Annotated in this window: 12 protein-coding genes and 5 pseudogenes; 7 read left to right on the top strand and 10 right to left on the bottom strand. The window is 48.9% G+C overall.

The window, feature by feature from the left end; translation table 11 throughout:
* Positions 1-312 (bottom strand): annotated as a pseudogene (locus ACP99_RS17890) (IS6 family transposase); the annotation flags it as partial.
* Between the two features lie 103 nt (positions 313-415).
* On the opposite strand from ACP99_RS17890, the gene ACP99_RS17885 reads away from it, so the two are divergent.
* The gene (locus ACP99_RS17885) at positions 416-1,216 is read left to right on the top strand and encodes a cyclase family protein (RefSeq protein WP_049987893.1); all 801 of its coding nucleotides are present in this window, start codon (positions 416-418) and stop codon (positions 1,214-1,216) included.
* A 124-nt stretch (positions 1,217-1,340) separates the two neighbouring features.
* Here ACP99_RS17885 and ACP99_RS17880 read toward each other — a convergent pair whose 3' ends face one another.
* Entirely contained in the window at positions 1,341-2,150 is an 810-nt protein-coding gene (locus ACP99_RS17880; protein ID WP_081927578.1) for an ABC transporter ATP-binding protein, read from the bottom strand.
* A gap of 113 nt (positions 2,151-2,263) precedes the next feature.
* On the opposite strand from ACP99_RS17880, the pseudogene ACP99_RS19690 reads away from it, so the two are divergent.
* A pseudogene (locus tag ACP99_RS19690) lies at positions 2,264-2,586 on the top strand (IS5/IS1182 family transposase); the annotation flags it as partial.
* Between the two features lie 555 nt (positions 2,587-3,141).
* On the opposite strand, the gene ACP99_RS21125 reads toward ACP99_RS19690, so the two are convergent.
* The 3 genes from ACP99_RS21125 to ACP99_RS17865 all read right to left on the bottom strand — a co-directional run bounded on the left by ACP99_RS21125 (position 3,142) and on the right by ACP99_RS17865 (position 6,985).
* Positions 3,142-3,333 carry a hypothetical protein gene (locus ACP99_RS21125; RefSeq protein WP_231554346.1) on the bottom strand — a complete coding sequence of 64 codons (192 nt, stop codon included), beginning with the start codon at positions 3,331-3,333 and terminating at the stop codon, positions 3,142-3,144.
* A gap of 573 nt (positions 3,334-3,906) precedes the next feature.
* The gene (locus ACP99_RS20255; protein WP_197052514.1) at positions 3,907-4,683 is read right to left on the bottom strand and encodes a VOC family protein; all 777 of its coding nucleotides are present in this window, start codon (positions 4,681-4,683) and stop codon (positions 3,907-3,909) included.
* Positions 4,684-5,986: 1,303 nt separating this feature from the next.
* Positions 5,987-6,985, bottom strand: a complete 999-nt coding sequence (locus ACP99_RS17865; RefSeq protein WP_081927577.1) for a transposase — start codon at positions 6,983-6,985, stop codon at positions 5,987-5,989.
* 157 nt (positions 6,986-7,142) lie between these two features.
* Here ACP99_RS17865 and ACP99_RS20250 point away from each other — a divergent pair, with 157 nt between their 5' ends.
* The 4 genes from ACP99_RS20250 (at position 7,143) to ACP99_RS17840 (ending at position 11,558) form a co-directional block, all read left to right on the top strand.
* A complete protein-coding gene (locus ACP99_RS20250; protein WP_156105798.1) occupies positions 7,143-8,423 on the top strand; it encodes an LVIVD repeat-containing protein in 1,281 nt (426 codons plus the stop codon).
* A gap of 224 nt (positions 8,424-8,647) precedes the next feature.
* Positions 8,648-9,871: a hypothetical protein gene (locus tag ACP99_RS20245; RefSeq protein ID WP_156105797.1), complete on the top strand. Its 1,224-nt coding sequence runs from the start codon at positions 8,648-8,650 to the stop codon at positions 9,869-9,871.
* A gap of 31 nt (positions 9,872-9,902) precedes the next feature.
* Positions 9,903-10,706 (top strand): ABC transporter permease, encoded by an 804-nt coding sequence (locus ACP99_RS17845; protein WP_081927576.1) that lies wholly within the window; start codon positions 9,903-9,905, stop codon positions 10,704-10,706.
* Positions 10,707-10,808: 102 nt separating this feature from the next.
* Positions 10,809-11,558: an ABC transporter permease gene (locus tag ACP99_RS17840; protein ID WP_049987886.1), complete on the top strand. Its 750-nt coding sequence runs from the start codon at positions 10,809-10,811 to the stop codon at positions 11,556-11,558.
* 448 nt (positions 11,559-12,006) lie between these two features.
* Here the strand turns inward: ACP99_RS17840 and ACP99_RS17835 are convergent, their stop codons facing one another.
* Complete coding sequence (locus tag ACP99_RS17835) at positions 12,007-13,218, bottom strand: MFS transporter (protein ID WP_197052513.1); 1,212 nt, start codon at positions 13,216-13,218, stop codon at positions 12,007-12,009.
* Between the two features lie 114 nt (positions 13,219-13,332).
* A complete protein-coding gene (locus ACP99_RS19685; protein WP_081927574.1) occupies positions 13,333-14,007 on the bottom strand; it encodes an IS6 family transposase in 675 nt (224 codons plus the stop codon).
* A gap of 162 nt (positions 14,008-14,169) precedes the next feature.
* On the opposite strand from ACP99_RS19685, the pseudogene ACP99_RS17825 reads away from it, so the two are divergent.
* Positions 14,170-14,986: pseudogene (locus ACP99_RS17825) on the top strand (IS5 family transposase); the annotation flags it as partial.
* A gap of 653 nt (positions 14,987-15,639) precedes the next feature.
* Here ACP99_RS17825 and ACP99_RS20240 read toward each other — a convergent pair.
* From ACP99_RS20240 to ACP99_RS19680, 3 genes and pseudogenes are all read right to left on the bottom strand, one after another.
* Positions 15,640-15,792, bottom strand: a pseudogene (locus ACP99_RS20240) (IS6 family transposase); the annotation flags it as partial.
* 36 nt (positions 15,793-15,828) lie between these two features.
* Positions 15,829-16,656 (bottom strand): IS5 family transposase, encoded by an 828-nt coding sequence (locus ACP99_RS17820; RefSeq protein ID WP_049987882.1) that lies wholly within the window; start codon positions 16,654-16,656, stop codon positions 15,829-15,831.
* Positions 16,657-16,731: 75 nt separating this feature from the next.
* Positions 16,732-16,909 (bottom strand): annotated as a pseudogene (locus tag ACP99_RS19680) (IS6 family transposase); the annotation flags it as partial.

Here is a 16,909-nt window from a genome sequence, read left to right as displayed (position 1 = left end):
GTCGGGGTCAGCTGCAGCGTACAGCCAGAATTGCTGATCGTTGATTTGAATCACGGTTTCGTCAATCGCAACGTGATTCGGGCTTCGATCGTCTGCGGGCTGTAAATCGGCCTTCTGCACCCAGTCGTGAATTGCTTTACGGGATCGCTCGACACCCAACTCTTCGAGGACAGAGACGGTATTCGACAGCGACAGGCCAGCTAACTGCAATTGAATACCAAGCTTCATCGCAGGCTCGGGTGTCCGCTGTCGCTCCACAAAATCAAAGTCAATCCAGTCTGTACATACGTTGAGGCGGCTGATTTCTGGCATAGAGCACCAAGAAATCACACCGCCTCACTCTTCATCCTTAACTTAACACGACCGATTGGGTAATGCAAAGAATAATAACGACTGCAATAGATGAACAATCTGTATGTTTGAAGCGTTAGCTAATGAGTCCACGCAAATCATCGACTTGAGCGTCGGACTTGAAGACGGTATTGCAAGCGAACCGTGGCCTCCTGAAATCGACTACCAGAGTCATAAGGATGGGGCTGAAACTCTCTCGAAAGCGCTCCGTGATCAGGGGTTCGATGTCGACCCTGAAGATTTCCCCGACGGACTTGGGATGGCAGCTGAAATGATCACTGCCTTCCCTCATACCGCGACCCATATGGACGCCCCCTGGCATTACGGGCCAGAAGTGGATGGTGAACCCTCAAAAACCATCGACGAAGTACCACTGTCAGCCTGTGCAGGCTACGCAGTGGTTCTCGATTTCACGTGGAAAGAACCTCGGACGGAGATTACTGTGGACGAAATTAAAGAGCAACTTGACGAACTTGATCACGACCTTTCTGAGGGAGAAATTGTTCTCCTTCATACCGGAGCTGACGAACTCTGGGGTCAGCCTGAGTACCTCGCCGAGTACCCTGGAATGAACGCTGAAGGGACGAAGTTTCTAATCGATCAAGGTGTGAAGCTGATCGGAACCGATGCTTACGGATTCGACAAACCCTTCGCGGAGATGGGGCGTCGCTTCGATGAAACCGGTGATACTAATGAACTGTTCCCGGCTCATTTCGTCGGGCGTGATGTTGAATATTTCCAGATCGAGAAGATGGCTAATCTCAATCAACTCCCTCGACGAACAAATATACCGTTCGCGGCATTCCCAGTCAAAATCAAAAACGGTAGTGGCGGCTGGGTGCGTCCGGTAGCGTTTATCGAATAAGCACACCGTGAAACCCTTAATGTATATACGACTTAGTTGAGAAGTTCGTAACCCGACATTGTTAGGAAAGCTACCAAATTAAATTCTGGTATTGTCCATTTGATCCAGGGATAGGAGGGTTTACTTAATTGATATCGTGGAACCGGTTGATCGCGTCTTGCCGCACCCTCAAAAATTCTTCAGATTCTACATCCCGTGGCCGTTCCAGATCAATTGTCATATCATCATAAATTCTGCCATCACCCAACATCAGAATACGATCGGCGAGCTCGACTGCCTCAGTAATATCGTGGGTAACGAATAGGACCGTTTTCCCGAACTCCCGCCAAATACGGTCGAGTTCTTCCCGGAGGTTCTCAGCAGTGATTTCGTCAAGGTTACTAAACGGTTCATCCATCATGAGAACATCCGGGTTAATACTGAAACCTCGAGCAATGCCGACACGCTGTTTTTGGCCTCCCGATAGTTGCGTTGGATATTTGTCGTACTGATCGGATAGGCCTACCATGTCAAGAAAATCGTGTGCTAATTCCTCTGTGAAATCGGGGTTATTCTCGTGAACGAGCTCAATATTCTCAGTGCAGGTGTCCCATGGGAGTAATCGGGGTGACTGGAAGATATGAGCGACTTTCGCCTTATTCCCTTCAGAGTCCTCGATGACTACGCTACCATTTGATTGCTGAAGGATTCCACTGATAATATTCAAAAGTGTTGACTTACCACTCCCGGATTTGCCTATGAGGGTCACAAATTGACCGGATTCTATGGTGAAAGAAATATCACTGAATACTGTAACTGGCCCCTGTTTTGTGTCAAACTCCATAGATAGGTCTTCCACTTTGATACGCCCTGCACCTCCTTTATGAGACGAGTCCACGTTAGCAGGTATTGACTCGGAATCAGTCGAACTGTCTAGCGTTGTTTCTTCTGCCATTTTCAATTATCATCTACGAGTGAGACTATAAAAAGTTTGGTTATTGGAGAGGCATTAGTGAGGTTGTAGAGGGCGTCAAAGAGAGTTTCTATCGAAGAGTTTCCCGTGAACAGCCCCCTCGTCGGGGGCGAACACGAGACCACCAAGCATCAGAACTCTTCCAAACGTTCTCCCACTGCTACTACAAGGATATCTACGGCATACGTCCAGTCACGCGAGCACTCCAAAACACGTTCGTTTGGCTCAGCTATGGATTCGATCGACCGCGGTCAATCGCTTCCTTACCGACCTCAAACACGTCGGTGAGGAGATCTTTAACCACCTCGTCGAGCAAGCCGCGTGCTGCGGACGGTTTGACTCGACCTACTGCATTGATTCGACCGATGTGGGACCGATGCCCGCCGATCAAAATGCGTTGAAGCGCTACGATACAACCAGGCGATGTCGGCGGCAGTCCTGCGGTGGTGTCGTCGAGGCGGTGACCTCCGAGTGCTGTGTATAGGTCAATAAGATCTGTGACGTCACTAAGACAATAGTCTTTGAGAAGGGGTGTGAGTTCCTGGTGGACGCTGGTGTGTTCGATACCAGCTTCGACGTTTTGTTTGTATTTGTCACCGAGGACTTGCCCGATATCCCTGCTTTTGACAGCTTTTACGTCGATCCCAGCGAAATTTGTGTCGGGGAAGTCGTAGCCATCGTACCAGACGCTGTCGTTGTCGATGTCGGCGAGGTCGTAGACTTTCCAATCAGGAAGGATGTGCTGATCTCCCAAAGTTCGGCTTCGTACTCGTCGGCAGCCGCAAGCGCTACATCAACGGGTTCTCGAACAGGGGCTCTGTACGTCTCAAGAAGTTGTGGCCAGCACTATCGTCGATGTCGCGGGTCCAGTTCAGCGAGTGCGTGCCGTCAAACCAGGTGCCGTTGTTCGTGAGGAGACATTCAACGCTGCGGTCGTCACCCTACTCAAAGAGACACTCGTATACTTACCGTCTCAGTCATCGCGCCGAATCAACTCTTCGGTTTCTGGTGTAAGGTCAGCGTACGCGAGGCTGACGGCAAATAATTCGAAGTACTGGGTGTCGTTCGAGTTGTCGGGCAGCTCTTCGAACGGACTCGCCGTTTCAATGCCGATAGCACGTATTCCCATCAAAGCAGACCTTGAGATGAAATGCGCCTCGGACATAACATATTTTGTTGTGGAGGCTACTCCTAAGTCCGATAGTTCAGTGCTGAAAAATTCCGACATTCGTATCGAAATTCAGACCTCTAGGAAACCGAGAGAATCCCTGTTTACCCCCTATGATTTTTCTTCTGACCGAGTAGTTATTCGCTTACACACGAATGACGGTGAATATCAATATTACAGCTGGACGTGGGGACACCTATCAGGACTATCTGCAGTCTGTGAAGGGGCCATAATCCAGCGGAGTTTGAGGGTATTTTCCTGACGCTGGAATTGATGCTGTGACTGAATCAGGGACGGAGAAGGTGAATCTCTGGGGGAGGACAGTAGATTCCAAATGCCAATTCGTGGAGGGTGGGGATATCGCGTTAATCTATCGGGGTGGACATCGCACAGGCGGCGGTTGTTCGGAAACGTGATCTTCTTGACCTGGCTGAGCATCTCTGGCGTACGGAGGGAAATCTGTGGGATCCTGATAGTCCATAGCGGTATTTAGTTTTCTTGGCTGGGGTGGAAGAGATCGATGTTGACGTTAAGTTTTTAACGAACTCGCGGGGTACAAAGATGAATATCTTACCAGTTAGCTATGAGCTCGATTTCGTGCCCCGTAGGCGTGGCAGTAAGTGCGGAAGACAACTCTGAGTCCTTGGGTTTCCGGAGATCTGGGGCTCCACGATTCATTAGATTCTCCCAGTCTTTAAGAAGATCATCTACACGGATAGAAACGTGTCCCCATAAGTTGTTTTCCTCCTGTAATTGTAAATCCGGTTCGTAAATAAGTTCGATACTTGCTGCTTCTGAAGTGCTTCCTCTGGGTTTGACGAAATAAGCCGAGAACGAGTCCAGTTCGACACGATTTTTTAAATAGTAATCGAAGTTTCTAATCCAAAAACCTAGTGATCGGTCAGGGTCAGTAACAGGCATCATAATATGATCGATCGACCAGACTGGGCTTTGGTCACTTTCTACAATCTGGATTTCGTGACCGTCGGGGTCCTTAACGAAAGCAAAACGGTTATCACAACTCTCAGGATCGCGGTAGTTTGTGACCCCATTTTGTATGAGTTGATGATAATAATCGTTGAGCTCACCTTCAGGAACCCGAACAGCGATGTGTTTCCGGGATCGCTTTACGCTTAGTTCATCACTTTTATTTCGGTTTTTTAGTCGGAGATTTACAACCTCTTTATTGGTATTCTGGGGGCCGAGAAATATGCTCGTCAACTCTCCATTACTCGAATGATCAATGGACTCTTTTTTATTTTCATACTCCATATTCTCTATATACCATTGTGCTGATTTATACACATTTCTCACGTGTAACACTACGTGGTCAATTGTTCCGTCCATATTATGTTTTCCGAGAGAGATCATATAATGTTTCGGGTGATATAGGGCCGTGTCTTTAGATAAACACACGAATATTAGCGAACTCCCTTTTTCTTGAAGTAGATGATTCCCGCGTACTTTTTTGTGGCTTCGTTGTGGTTTGCAATGGCAAAGAGGTTCTAATCGAGGACTCAAAATATTTCAAAGTGGATATTTTTATGTACTTTCCGTTTGTGGTCATAGATACCTCCATAGTGATCAGCAATTGCGATCATAGGGTCCTCTGGAGGCCTGAATACGAGAAGCGTAACGACATCGCTGCGGGGTAGCAGCCACGGTCGACCACGTTCGGCCGGGCTACGATCTCAATTCTTCTGTTACTTCGCGTCCGAAGTCCATCACTCTCCCGTGCCCGCATACGCGTGTTTCGGAATATCGTACTTCACGCTCCAGTAATTTCAGCGGGATTCGTATCGATTCCCCCTCGAGGTTGTAACCTGTGTTACAGTGTGTCGATGGGATCGCTGTAAGTAATTTCACTCACGATCAGTGGCTCTTTCAATGGTTTCTACGCCTATCAGATACATATTTAACACTTCATCCGGTAATTACATTCGGTGATTGGATAGATTTGAATTTTTCCACATACTATTATTTCATCCGAAAGTACCGATGTCAGTTAGATTTCACAATCTGAAACAAATCTCAGTACTTCATATTCTTTTTTGCTGTTCATCTTATGAAACGAAGTTAGGACAATTTCGTTGTTCGCCTGTGCTATTAATAGAAGAATCTATGTCCGTACCCGGAGTATTTTCTCCCCCTCCCCCATTACAATTATAGTTTTGTAATACTTTACAGTCAGATCCTTCATCCCACGAAGGTAGATTCAGCCATTGAACTATGCCAATGTAAATTATTGGCACGAAAATCGCGCTTTAAAATGGATTTCGTCTGACCAAAGTTGTACTGATGCCTTATCATCGCTTACATTGGCTCCGTGCGATGCAATCATTCGAACTGCCTAAATGTAGCATAGGTCCAGCTAATATGTTTCAACTATTGAAACGTTTGTAAACTCAAGTGTATCCTCATATGCTTAATATGCTGAGAACACGGTAGAAGTCTGTTTTTCTAAATCTACAAATCGTCTCTCACAGGCCTTGAGAGAACTATTTGGATAAGAACGAGGTATGTATATTATCGGCCGGGCGAAATTTTACCGAAGATCACGCCCCTCTGAACCACCCATTATGAAATGTTGGTTCTCCAAATCACCCAATCGATTACCAAATGAGTTTCAAGCGGTGGTGCAGAACTGTTCTCATAGTGTGATGATTGGGCTGGCGACATCGTTTCCTCGGTGATGATTGGCAAGTGCGACAGCTAATCGAAGGCAAAGAGCGATGAAGACGTGTGATTTGACGCGTACTCGGCCTCGGACCCATAGGTTCCCGAGGCCGAGATTCTTGCAGACGCCAATCGCTGTTTCAATCCGTGAGCGTTCTGCGTACATCTCGTCAAGTTGGCGCTGCCAGAGACGAACTGTGTCGCTGTGTTCTTTGATTCGCTCTTCAACGCGGTATTCTATGTCTAGAGGATCGTCAGTATTCCGTGGGTTATACGGTGATATCGGCACGACTGACTGCTCCAGCAGCCAGTCGTGCCACTCCAGCATATCGAACTCTGAATCACCGAGGAACCAGCGTGGAGTTTCGACGGCGAGCGCGTCACGCGTGACGCGCATCGCCGTCCCTTCATCGACTTTCTTCGCCGGAGTAAACGCTGCTGCGACCGGAATATTGTGTGCTGCAGTGACGACACAGCAGCCGTAGCCGTAGTAGTAGTCGTCTTCTGCGTGATCGTAGTTCCAGTCAGCGTCCTTGTCACGATGATCAACCGGGATATCTGTTCCGTCGATGCGGAAGAGCTTGCCGAGCGGGACCTGCTCGGCAAGCTCGTGGGCTAACTCGATGAATACGTCTTCGGCGACGAGTTCGAAGTCAGTGATGAACCGTGAGAGTGTCCGCCGGGACGGCGGACTCTCGAAGCCACACTGTCGCCAAACATCCTCGTTGTGGAGTTCCCGTGCCATTGGACGAGGGCCGTAAATATCGTTATAGAAGCAGTGAAGGACACCCTTCAGGAATTCTGGTGGTTCGTGAACCCGTGTTCGCCCCCTCGGATCGGGGGCGAACACGGAATAATCAGTGAGGAAAGACAGATCGAGGTGTTCGAACAGTGCCGTGGTCTCTGTCTCCAGTGTTTTGAAGACCAGTTCGACTGTACCGTTACTCGGTAGGACGGAGCTGGTCTTGGACACATCAGATTCGTCCTACCGCTTCATTGTGAGGACTTCTGCACCACCGCCAATGAGTTTCAATCAAAATTCTTGACCAAGAGTTCAGTATGTACTTATGTTCGGGATATAACCAATAATTATTTATAGCCACATTGAGTGAATTAATATAGACCAGCTTATGAAATCTATCGAACAGCACAATGTAAGCTTCGTCGGGTATCATAATCTTCAGGGTCGGCCTGGATTCAAAATCGCCCTGCAAGAGGTCAATGATCGCTGGTTGCTATACGTCGCAGGGATGTGGCACAGCGGACTATCCATCCTCGATGTGACGGATCCCTCAAACCCCAAATTCATACGATGGGTAGATGGCCCTCCAAACACTGAAACAATTCAAGTTCAGGTCGCTGATGGGCTGATGATTACTTCCCTGGAGAAACCATATGAGCGTCGTAACCCTGTTGATGGTCCGCAAGCGGACCCTGACGCTGCTTATAAAGAGGGCGCCTACATCTGGGATGTTGAATCTGACCCAACTGATCCACAACTGCTCAGCCATTGGAAGACCGGGGGAGATGGAACTCACCGAAACTTTTACGATGGAGGCAAATACGCCTATATGTCAGCCCAACTTGAGGGGTACGAGGGAAATTCAGTGGTCGTCCTCGATGTTTCAAACCCCGAGAACCCAGAGGAGGTCTCTCGATGGTGCTGGGAAGGCCAGGAACCGAATCAATCAGCGACTGAACGCACTTACTTCCACGGACCGGCCTATCGGGATGGGGATGTTGCTTATTTGTCGTATGGTAGTGTAGGTATGGTTACTCTCGATCTCTCAAACGTATCTGAGCCAACACTTCTAAACAGGGTCGACTTCGGTGATCTCGGAAGTTGGATTGGGACCCACTCTGCAATTCCCATCCCAGATACGGATTTGGTTGCCGTAAATAGCGAGGCTATTGTTGAAAAATCGCCGCTTAATGACGGAGGAGAACCGTTGAATTATGTGTTCCTTGTCGACGCTTCTGACCTGGACAAAGTGGGATACGACGGCTTGGCGCACAAAGGCCCCCGTATTGTGAGCTCTATGCCGACCCCGACTCCAGAAGACGATCTTGAGTATGATACCTATCATCAGCGACCAGGACGGTTTGGTCCGCATAATCAGCATCACTATCGGGAAAATGGTCCACGCTATCGAACTAGCGACTATCTCATTATGACGTTTTTCAACGCTGGACTCCGAATTTTCGATATCTCAGAACCACTCGCGCCCACGGAGGTTGGGTCCTTCGTGGCAGATAATCCTGATGGGCGCATTGGAAAGATTCGTCCCGAACAAGAGCTTGTTTCTACTTTCGAAGACGTTGTCGTGGATGACCGTGGGTACATTTACTGTACTGACCCCCAACAGGGACTATTCATTCTATCATCTGAGCTCCTCCCATCTCAGCGCTGATAACGGTCAATTTATGATCCGATTAATGGGGAAATATCCTTCCTCAAGAGATGGCCATTTAGAAGGGTTTTCTGCGCCGGTGTTGAGCAGTCGGCCAGACTGAACGAGCCGGATACAAAATGAACGGTATATTCACTGAAATCAGGCAGCAATGACTGAGCGCAGGCCCTATTGGTTAGACCAATTATGGATAATTATAAATACTGTCACTCTAAACGTCCTCTATGGCCAACGATACCAAAGGTCAGAGTTCCTCTAGGAGAAAGTTCTTAAAAACGAGTGCGGTCGGTGTGAGCTTGGGATTAGCTGGTTGTTCTGCTGAAAATGGTCAATCGACTGGCGATGGACAGTCTGGTGGCGGGAGTACTACTAGCAGCGATGGACAGTCTGGTGGTGGGAATACTACTAGCCGGTCTGATCGTCCAAAACTAACGTTTGCGCAGGCTCCAGTCGGAATCTTTGCGATGACGGCTCAGCACCTCAGAGATACTGGGTTACTCGAACAATATATGGACGAAGCCGGATATGATTATGAACTAAGAGAAACCTGGGATGGGCCAACCCTATATGCTTCCAACAACGTGGATCTATTCCAAGGGAATCCGATGGAGGCAGTCCGATTAGCTGACGCCCAAGGAATTAAATCTACTACATTCGGAAAAACCATGAGATTCATTGACGGGATCCATATGGACGCTAGCGCAGATCATACTATAAGAGAAACAGGTAGTGCGAAAGCTACTATGCAGGCGCTCGCCGAAGATAACGCAGTCTTTGGGTTTGCCGGCTGGCAATCAGGTGACATCCCCTTCCATATTCGGCTGCTTAACGAGTGGGGAATTCCATTTGGCCCGGATGCAGATACTCCGTTCCAGATGCAGAATACGAGCAACGAATCTGTTGCGCAGCTTCTCGTAAGAGGAGATGTCACCATTGGAAACATCGGTCCTCACATTCCCGGTTACGTCGAACAGATTCTACCCGAAATCAAAATCCTCCCTGTATATACCATAGCTGAAATGGCGACAGAGGTTGGATATGAAGCTCCGCTGATGTTTAATTCATTCACATGCAGACAGGAAAGCTTTGAAGAGCACCGTGAGGGGTATGTTGCTTTCGCGAAGGCGATGAAAGAAGCTTTCCAATTCCGTAAAGAGGAAGCTGAAAAAATTAAACAGTGGGACAATATCAAGGATTTCACCGGACAAAAAACAGATCGACAGAACAGTTTCTATATCGACTGGATGGACGGGAAGGATCTTTCTGCTAAATACGGCGAGAAATACGAGCTTTGGGAACACGATAGAGGCTACTGGACGAATCCCTACCTAACTGATGAGATAATAGCCGCCCACAAGAAATTTATTGATGACTCGGTCGATCTTGGATATATGATGAAGGATTGGCGGGACTACGTCGAAATGAAACAAGTGGACGAGATAAAATAAGCATTCCAATCTATCTGTTTGAATATTAAAAATGAGTGAGACTAAGACACTAACTGGGTTGCTTTTTCGTGACAACCGGGTAATCGCCATTCAATCATTCCTCGCTCTGCTAGTCTTCTGGGCTGCAGCGTCAATATTTTTGGATTTGGAAAGTATCATATCTTCCCCTGTTGCAGTGTTCACATTTACGAAGAGTTTGATCATTAGTATGGAATGGGTGCCGCACACAATAGCCACAATGTCCAGAATCTTGATAGCCTGGGTTATCGGGATTCTGATCGCCGTGATCATTTCAGTAGTTATGGGCTTCACATCGTTCTGGGAAAAGGTGATCAAAGATTTCGTGATTGCGGGCCTGTCCATTCCGACCCTGTTGATCGTTTTGCTCATCGTGATGCAATTTGGGCTTTCAGAGATCAGCCCGATTATGGCCGGTATTGTAGTGGCTATCCCCTACAACATTGAGATTATGTATGAAGGGGTGAAAGACATTGACAGTGATCTGGTTGAGATGGGTGATTCGTTCGAGCTCTCGAAATGGAGAATCGCGCGTCGGATAGTGATTGCATCAATATTACCACAAATACTGGCTGCAGCACGGCTCTCTTTCGCCGGTACCTGGCAGATTATCACCCTTGCAGAATTTATTGCATCAGAAGATGGATTGGGATTTATGATTCAGTTACAACTCAATAAGTTCTCAATGACAGGCTTGATTAGTTGGACATTGATTTTTATTATGATTATACTGGCTGTAGAATATTTCGTATTCAGATATCTTGACTCGTACTTGTTCGATTACAAAGACGATGTCTCGACAGCAATGGGGTTATAAATTATGAGTTCGAAATCAACACGCTTCGCGTCGGATGCCTCCAAGATAGTGAATAGGTCCATTAATTCATTTTTCCGGCCAACTAACAAATTGGCAGTGCATATGATCCAGGCAGTAATTATCTTCTCCATTTGGATGTATATGGCTAGAACCTCATCTGAAGGACTGATTCCCACCCCGATCGAAACATTAACTATATTAGCTGATTTGGTAGCTTCGGGCACAGCTATTGAACACCTTGCGGCGACATCCAAACGAGTTTTTATCGCTTTTTTCATTATTTATTTCATCAGCCTTACTATAGGTATTATTATGGGTAGTACCAATTACTGGAAGAGTTTCCTGAAACCATATGCGCTTATCGGGATGGTATTTCCAGGTGTTATATGGGGAGTAGGGGTGGTAATTGCGATTGGATTCGGCGATATCTCGGCTGTTACGATAACGGTGCTAGGTGCTGTACCGTTTCCTACAATCCTTTTCTGGAGGGCCACTGAGAACATTGATACGGAACTAATCCAGATGGGAAATTCGTTTGATTTGTCAACTAGTAGAACCATACGGAGGATAATCATCCCAAATGTCGCTCCAGAACTATTCGCCACTGCGCGATTCGGCTTGGGTCTAACCTTCAAGTCGATTCTGATCGCCGAACTGTTTGCTTCCAGTGTCGGGGTCGGGGTTAAGGTGTATGAGACATTTGACGCGTTCAGATACCAGGAGGCATGGGCTTGGGCGATTATCATTCTTTCAATTATTTTGGTGACCGAAACGGTACTCCGTCGCATAGAAACGAAAACATTCGAATATCGAGAGGAGGGAGAATTGGAAAATATCGGGGGTGTTGGGTAGATGACTTGCTCGAACGGCTAAAGCCGGGGGCTACCCGACAGATGTCAGCCGGGTCGATCAATCCGGAAGGGTAGAATCTGAGTGTGGTGACGGACGGCTCTGGTTATGCCACGAAGCCAGTACTCATAGCCCAGACAAGGCTTCGAGGTCTCTTGTTTTATTGCGGTCAGCGCGGTTTGCTCACTTGGTTGGTTTCGGCTCGCGCCGAGGCTAACACCGAATCAACTGCTAGTTTTGCGCGCACGAGATCCTTCCGGGAGGTTGATTAATCAGGTCTCCGGCGGTATCCCACGACAAAAGTCCTTGTTTTGTGTCTACTAACCACTATGAGGAGTTCCGGCGATTCTGCCTTCTTCAAACGCTTCGCACTGCATAATCGACCTTCTTTACAGATCGTGTGTAAACCCCCACCCAAAGTATGGATTCAGGAAGATTCGGGCTAACCAAGCTATGTTTCCTCCACCCACCAAAGGGCTCCGGCTAGAAGAGCGCCGATCAATGGAAAAACAGCAAGCATAGTAAAGGTCTCACCGACGGTCAACACCGTGAGGAGATATCCTGCGATTGCCGCTCCAGCTGCACCGATGCCGAATGTGCCCAGGTACGTGTACCCGTAGGAAAGCCCCCGCTCATCAGGTGGACTGTATTCCGCGATGGTAGCCTGATACAATGGCTGTAGGGCAAATATGAGGAATCCAAGCAGAGCACTAACGAGGAGTGTCATTGTTGTCCCTCTCTTCGATGCGGGGACGAATACCACCGCAACGAGGGCCAAAACGCCAAAAACCGCAGCCAGTCCGGCTTCCGGATGGATACGGTCGGTAAGTTTCCCCGCGACATACTGACCCCCTATACCCACCAACAACAACCCAGAGTACACATACGACGCTAGATCGAACTCTCCGGCCAGTTGCGACTCAGGCCCGAATACCTGAAAATAATTTGTAACCGGCGGGAGCACTCCGCTTAACACATCCGGGAGGAATGTCAACGTGCTCCGGTAGAATAGCCCATTCATCATCACTGCGAAGAAGGCGAGGACAAATCCGCCTGTGAACAATATCTTACTATCAGAGACGAATTCCCCCAGCGACCGCACTTCTCGTTCAGTTGTTACTTCGCCACTGGTAGTTTGTACGACAGTCGTTTCGTCAAAGGTAATGCTGAACGCGTAAACTACCACGACGCCAGCGGGAAGCGCTAACAGTACGGAGACTAACCGCCAATCGAAAAATAATAACAGGACAGCGGTTAGCAAGGGTCCAAGGGCTATCCCCAAATTCCCCGCCATACCGTGGAACGCGAAGCCTGTTCCCCGTGCTTCAACGCCTTTTGAGATGAGGGCGAGTCCCGTTGGATGATAAATGCTTGCAGCAGCCCCCCAAACACAGAGAGCTACCACGATCATAACGACGTTCTGAGCGAAACTCAAAAGTAAAAATGACGACCCCATTCCTACAAGGCAAACGGCCACCAGATTACGGGCCCTGAATTTATCTGCAAGGACGCCTGCAGGGAGTGCCCCGACGCCGAAGAGACCATAGCCAATGGAGACAACCGCTCCGAGAACTGCCGTTGTCACTGAAAACTCGGTCAGCCAAATCACCATAAAGATGGGAATCGACAGTTCATACACGTGTACCATTGCGTGCGAGAGCATCGCGAATGATACGATGGAACGATCGTTACTATTCACGATGAGCACCCACATTCGAGTACATATAAAAAAAACAGATCATCTGGTTAATTTAATCTTTCCATAAAATGGCACTGTCTAGTTAACAGCCTCAGCTGGCGTTTGATTATCTAACGCTTGGTGCGGTCGTTGAAAGTTATAGTAATACACAAACTGTGCAAGCCACTGGGCGACGGCAGCCTGACTGCCGACCCAGGAGTGATGAAAGCGGTCAATCCTCATTTTGAGGGTGTGAAACCACTTTTCGATGAGGTTTCGGTCTACGTAGTCGAGGTGACCGCTCAAGTCTACTCGAAAGAGGGCAGTCAGATACCCATAGCCATCAACAAGGAACTCAGTGTCCGAAAGATCGTGTTTCTCGGCGAGTTCGCGGAGAAACTCAGTCGCTGGATCGGTTCCTCGTCGTTCGAAGAGATCGACGCCGAGCAGCAACTTTGAGTCGAGGTCTATTGCAGCATATACCCAAGACAGCTCACCGTTGATTCGGACAGCAGTTTCGTCAACCGCGACCCGCGTCGGCTGCGCCGACGGCGGGTCAGGAACGCTGTCAGCCAGCCGATGTACCCATTGCCAAACCGCTTGATGTGACCGTTCAACGCCTAATTCAGCGAGAATCGTTGTTGTTTCTCTGAGTGAACATCCGGTTGCGTGGAGCCGGACGGCGAACGCCCTGACGGGCGTCGCCGTCCGCTCACGCTCCCAACATTCATCTAACTCACCATCTAAGTCCTTGTCGAGCAGGTCTGCGAGCATCTCTGGACAAGATACTCAATGACCTGCTCGTTCCTCAAACTGCGCTAACTAGACAGTGCCCATAAAATATATACATATATATGTATATGGATTCCTCGCCTCCATTCGAGAATTTTTGGCTCTGTTGAAATCCTCAGAGAGTTATAGTTTGACCGGATGTAATCCCTCCCAAAATCGCGGTTACTCCAGTTCGTTGAGCAGGCATTTCACTTAGCCCGACGAGCCCGTCGCTCGCTACTCCTCGAAATTCTCGAAACGCCGGTACAAACTCCACCAGCACATCGTCTTACTTTGTCTCAAAGTACGGAAGAATACGACGTACCGGATGCTTCTCGACGAACTCATCGAAATACCACGTATTCGAAGAGTAATCGGTCTTGAGGAGCTTCCGTGTCACTCAACGCTGTGTAAAGCGTTCGACCGACTCGATATGGCCGTGTGGCGTGTCCTTCTCAACCTCTTGGTCACACACCTCCCGGCCAGTGGTGTCGTTGGTATCGATGCCTCCGGTTTTGACCGCAGTCAAGCTTCGAAACACTACACGAAGCGGACGAAGCTGAAAATTCAACAGTTGAAAGTCACGTTGTTGGTCGATACAGACGTGAATGCCATCCTCGATTTGCACGTTACAACAACGCGAAAACACGATTCGCAGATCGCTCCTTCACTTCTCAAGCGGAATACCAACGCGGTGGCGGTTCTTCTCGGAGACAAGGGCTATGATGACCATAAAATTCGCTCACTAGCCCGTGAAGAGGGTGTTCGTCCACTCATCAAGCACCGTGAGTTTTCGTCACTCCATAAAGCGTGGAATGCACGGTTGGACGCTGACTTGTACGGCCAGCGGAGTCAGAACGAAACGGTGAAATCGCGTCTCAAACGTAAGTTTGGTTCCTTCGTCCGCTCTCGTCACTGGTGGAAACAGTTCCGTGAAATAACTCTCATCTGCTTGGTTCACAAGCTCGACAAGACGCTATAGTTATTTTATAAGGTATGACCCCACCAGTATTATTCAAATTGAGTGAGGAACACTCCCAACGAAACAAGCAGAGCAAACGTTCTAACGGCTTGCCGTACAAAACTGAGTGATTCTCTCCACATCTCACTGAGAGGTGCCCCGAAAATCTGGTGAATAGCGCCCGTAAAAAGATCGAGAGTACCAAATATAATTTCACCAAAGAGGGCACCTACTGCGAACACTACGAGCGCGTAACAAGCATATCGAGCGATTCTAAAGAACAGAATTGGTTCTTGCGGGAGGAAGTTTCGAAGCGAGGAACCAGACGACATACTACACTGGTAATCTGAGGCCTACAAAAAAACTGGCCCTATCGTTAACGCACGAACTATTCAATGCTGTTTACCACGGATAGTTTCGAATAAATAGGATTCAACAGGCCGAATTTTTTCAATTCCGTCCAAAGTCGCGATTCCGATACAATATGGTAGAGGACTACACAGTCTTGGTCAGGCTATACTACTCCAATTTTAGATAGTTCAGTAATTATGGGCACTGTCTAGTTAAGAAATGAGCAGGTCGATGAGCTAGTGGCCTATGCTACTCTCAGACCACCTCAAACAGAATTTTGAGACTGCTACGCTTGAATGTTGGCAGCGGGAGCGGAGTCGTGTTTAGTTTGGAGCATTGAACCAGGCAGCAAATGCTTGAAGCCAGTTTTCAGCGGTTTTAGGCTGAACGTGGCTGAAACAGTTCGAGAACGAGGAAGTCCGGCGTTTGAGTTCTCGAAAGATTCGCTCGATGGCGTTCCGATTTCCAGTCCGTTCGGTTGGCCGTGGTGAATCGCCAGACGTAGCGTGATTTCACGGTTTCACCGCCTGCTTGATGTTGTGAACCGCACACATCAGGACGAGTTCACGAAATTCACCGTACCAAGATCGCGCACGCACGGCGTCGCCGAGCGTGCGCTTGATCGTCGAGAAAACCGTCTCACACATCGCTCGTTGACGGTATCGAGGCCCATCGATCCGCGCGTTATGCGCGTGATCGATGGGCCGGAACTCACGATGCTTGATCAGCGGTCTCACGCCGTCTTCGCGTAATTTCTCGCGTAAGCGCTGCCAATCGTAGCCTTTGTCAGCGGCGAGGCTGGCAATCTCGCCAGCGTTGCGGAGGGCGAGTTGCCAGCCGATCTGCGTGTCGTGGCGTTTCTCGGTCGTACAGTGAACGTCCAGAATGGCTTGGCTTTCTGTGTCCACGAGAGCAGTTGTTTTGAGCGTCTGAACACGGTAATTCGTCCGGCGGCAGTAGTGTTTGCTGGCGTTTTCGCGGTCGAAAAACGTCGCGTCGATCGCGGCGTGACCGCTCGGATCGTGCAGCTGCGCCGAGAGGCGCAGTAGCACTCGCCAGAGTGCTGTCTTGATCCTGTCAAACCATTTCACTAGCGTCGAGTGATGCGGGAGATCGGCCGCGTCGAGGCCGATCTCCCCGAGAATATGTGGCATCTCGCTCAGCAGATCTAACGTCTCACGGTAGGACTTCTCCAAGTAAACTCGAAGACAATGGAGCGATACGACAGCGTAGTCGGCGAAGCCGCCACCCCCTTCGGGGGCGGCGACTTCGCCTCGGCCACCGACAGCATTTTTAGCTAACTGAACCGCTTTCTTCGTGAAGCGGGAGATCTTCGACATAGGCATCGGCGGTTTCCCGCTTCATTCCACTAGTTCTGACGGTCGAAGCCGACGCTGTCCAGCGATTCACCAGAGCCGTTCGGTTTGAAATCGGATCCAAGCTCTGGCCAGCGCAGTTTGGAGGTGTTGAACGCCATCGACTAGAAACACGGCGGATTCGACATCGTGTTTTTCGCGGAGTTCTCGCAGAAAAATCTCGGTTAATGCAGTCGTCGTTGTTGAAAACAGTCGCAGATGCAGCAGGTCGTTTGTG

The sequence above is a fragment of the Halobellus rufus genome (genome assembly GCF_000739575.1).
GTDB classification, from domain to species: Archaea; Halobacteriota; Halobacteria; order Halobacteriales; family Haloferacaceae; genus Haloquadratum; species Haloquadratum rufum.
Note: the sequence above shows the minus strand (reverse complement) of the source record. Positions and strands in the feature narration are given on the sequence as shown.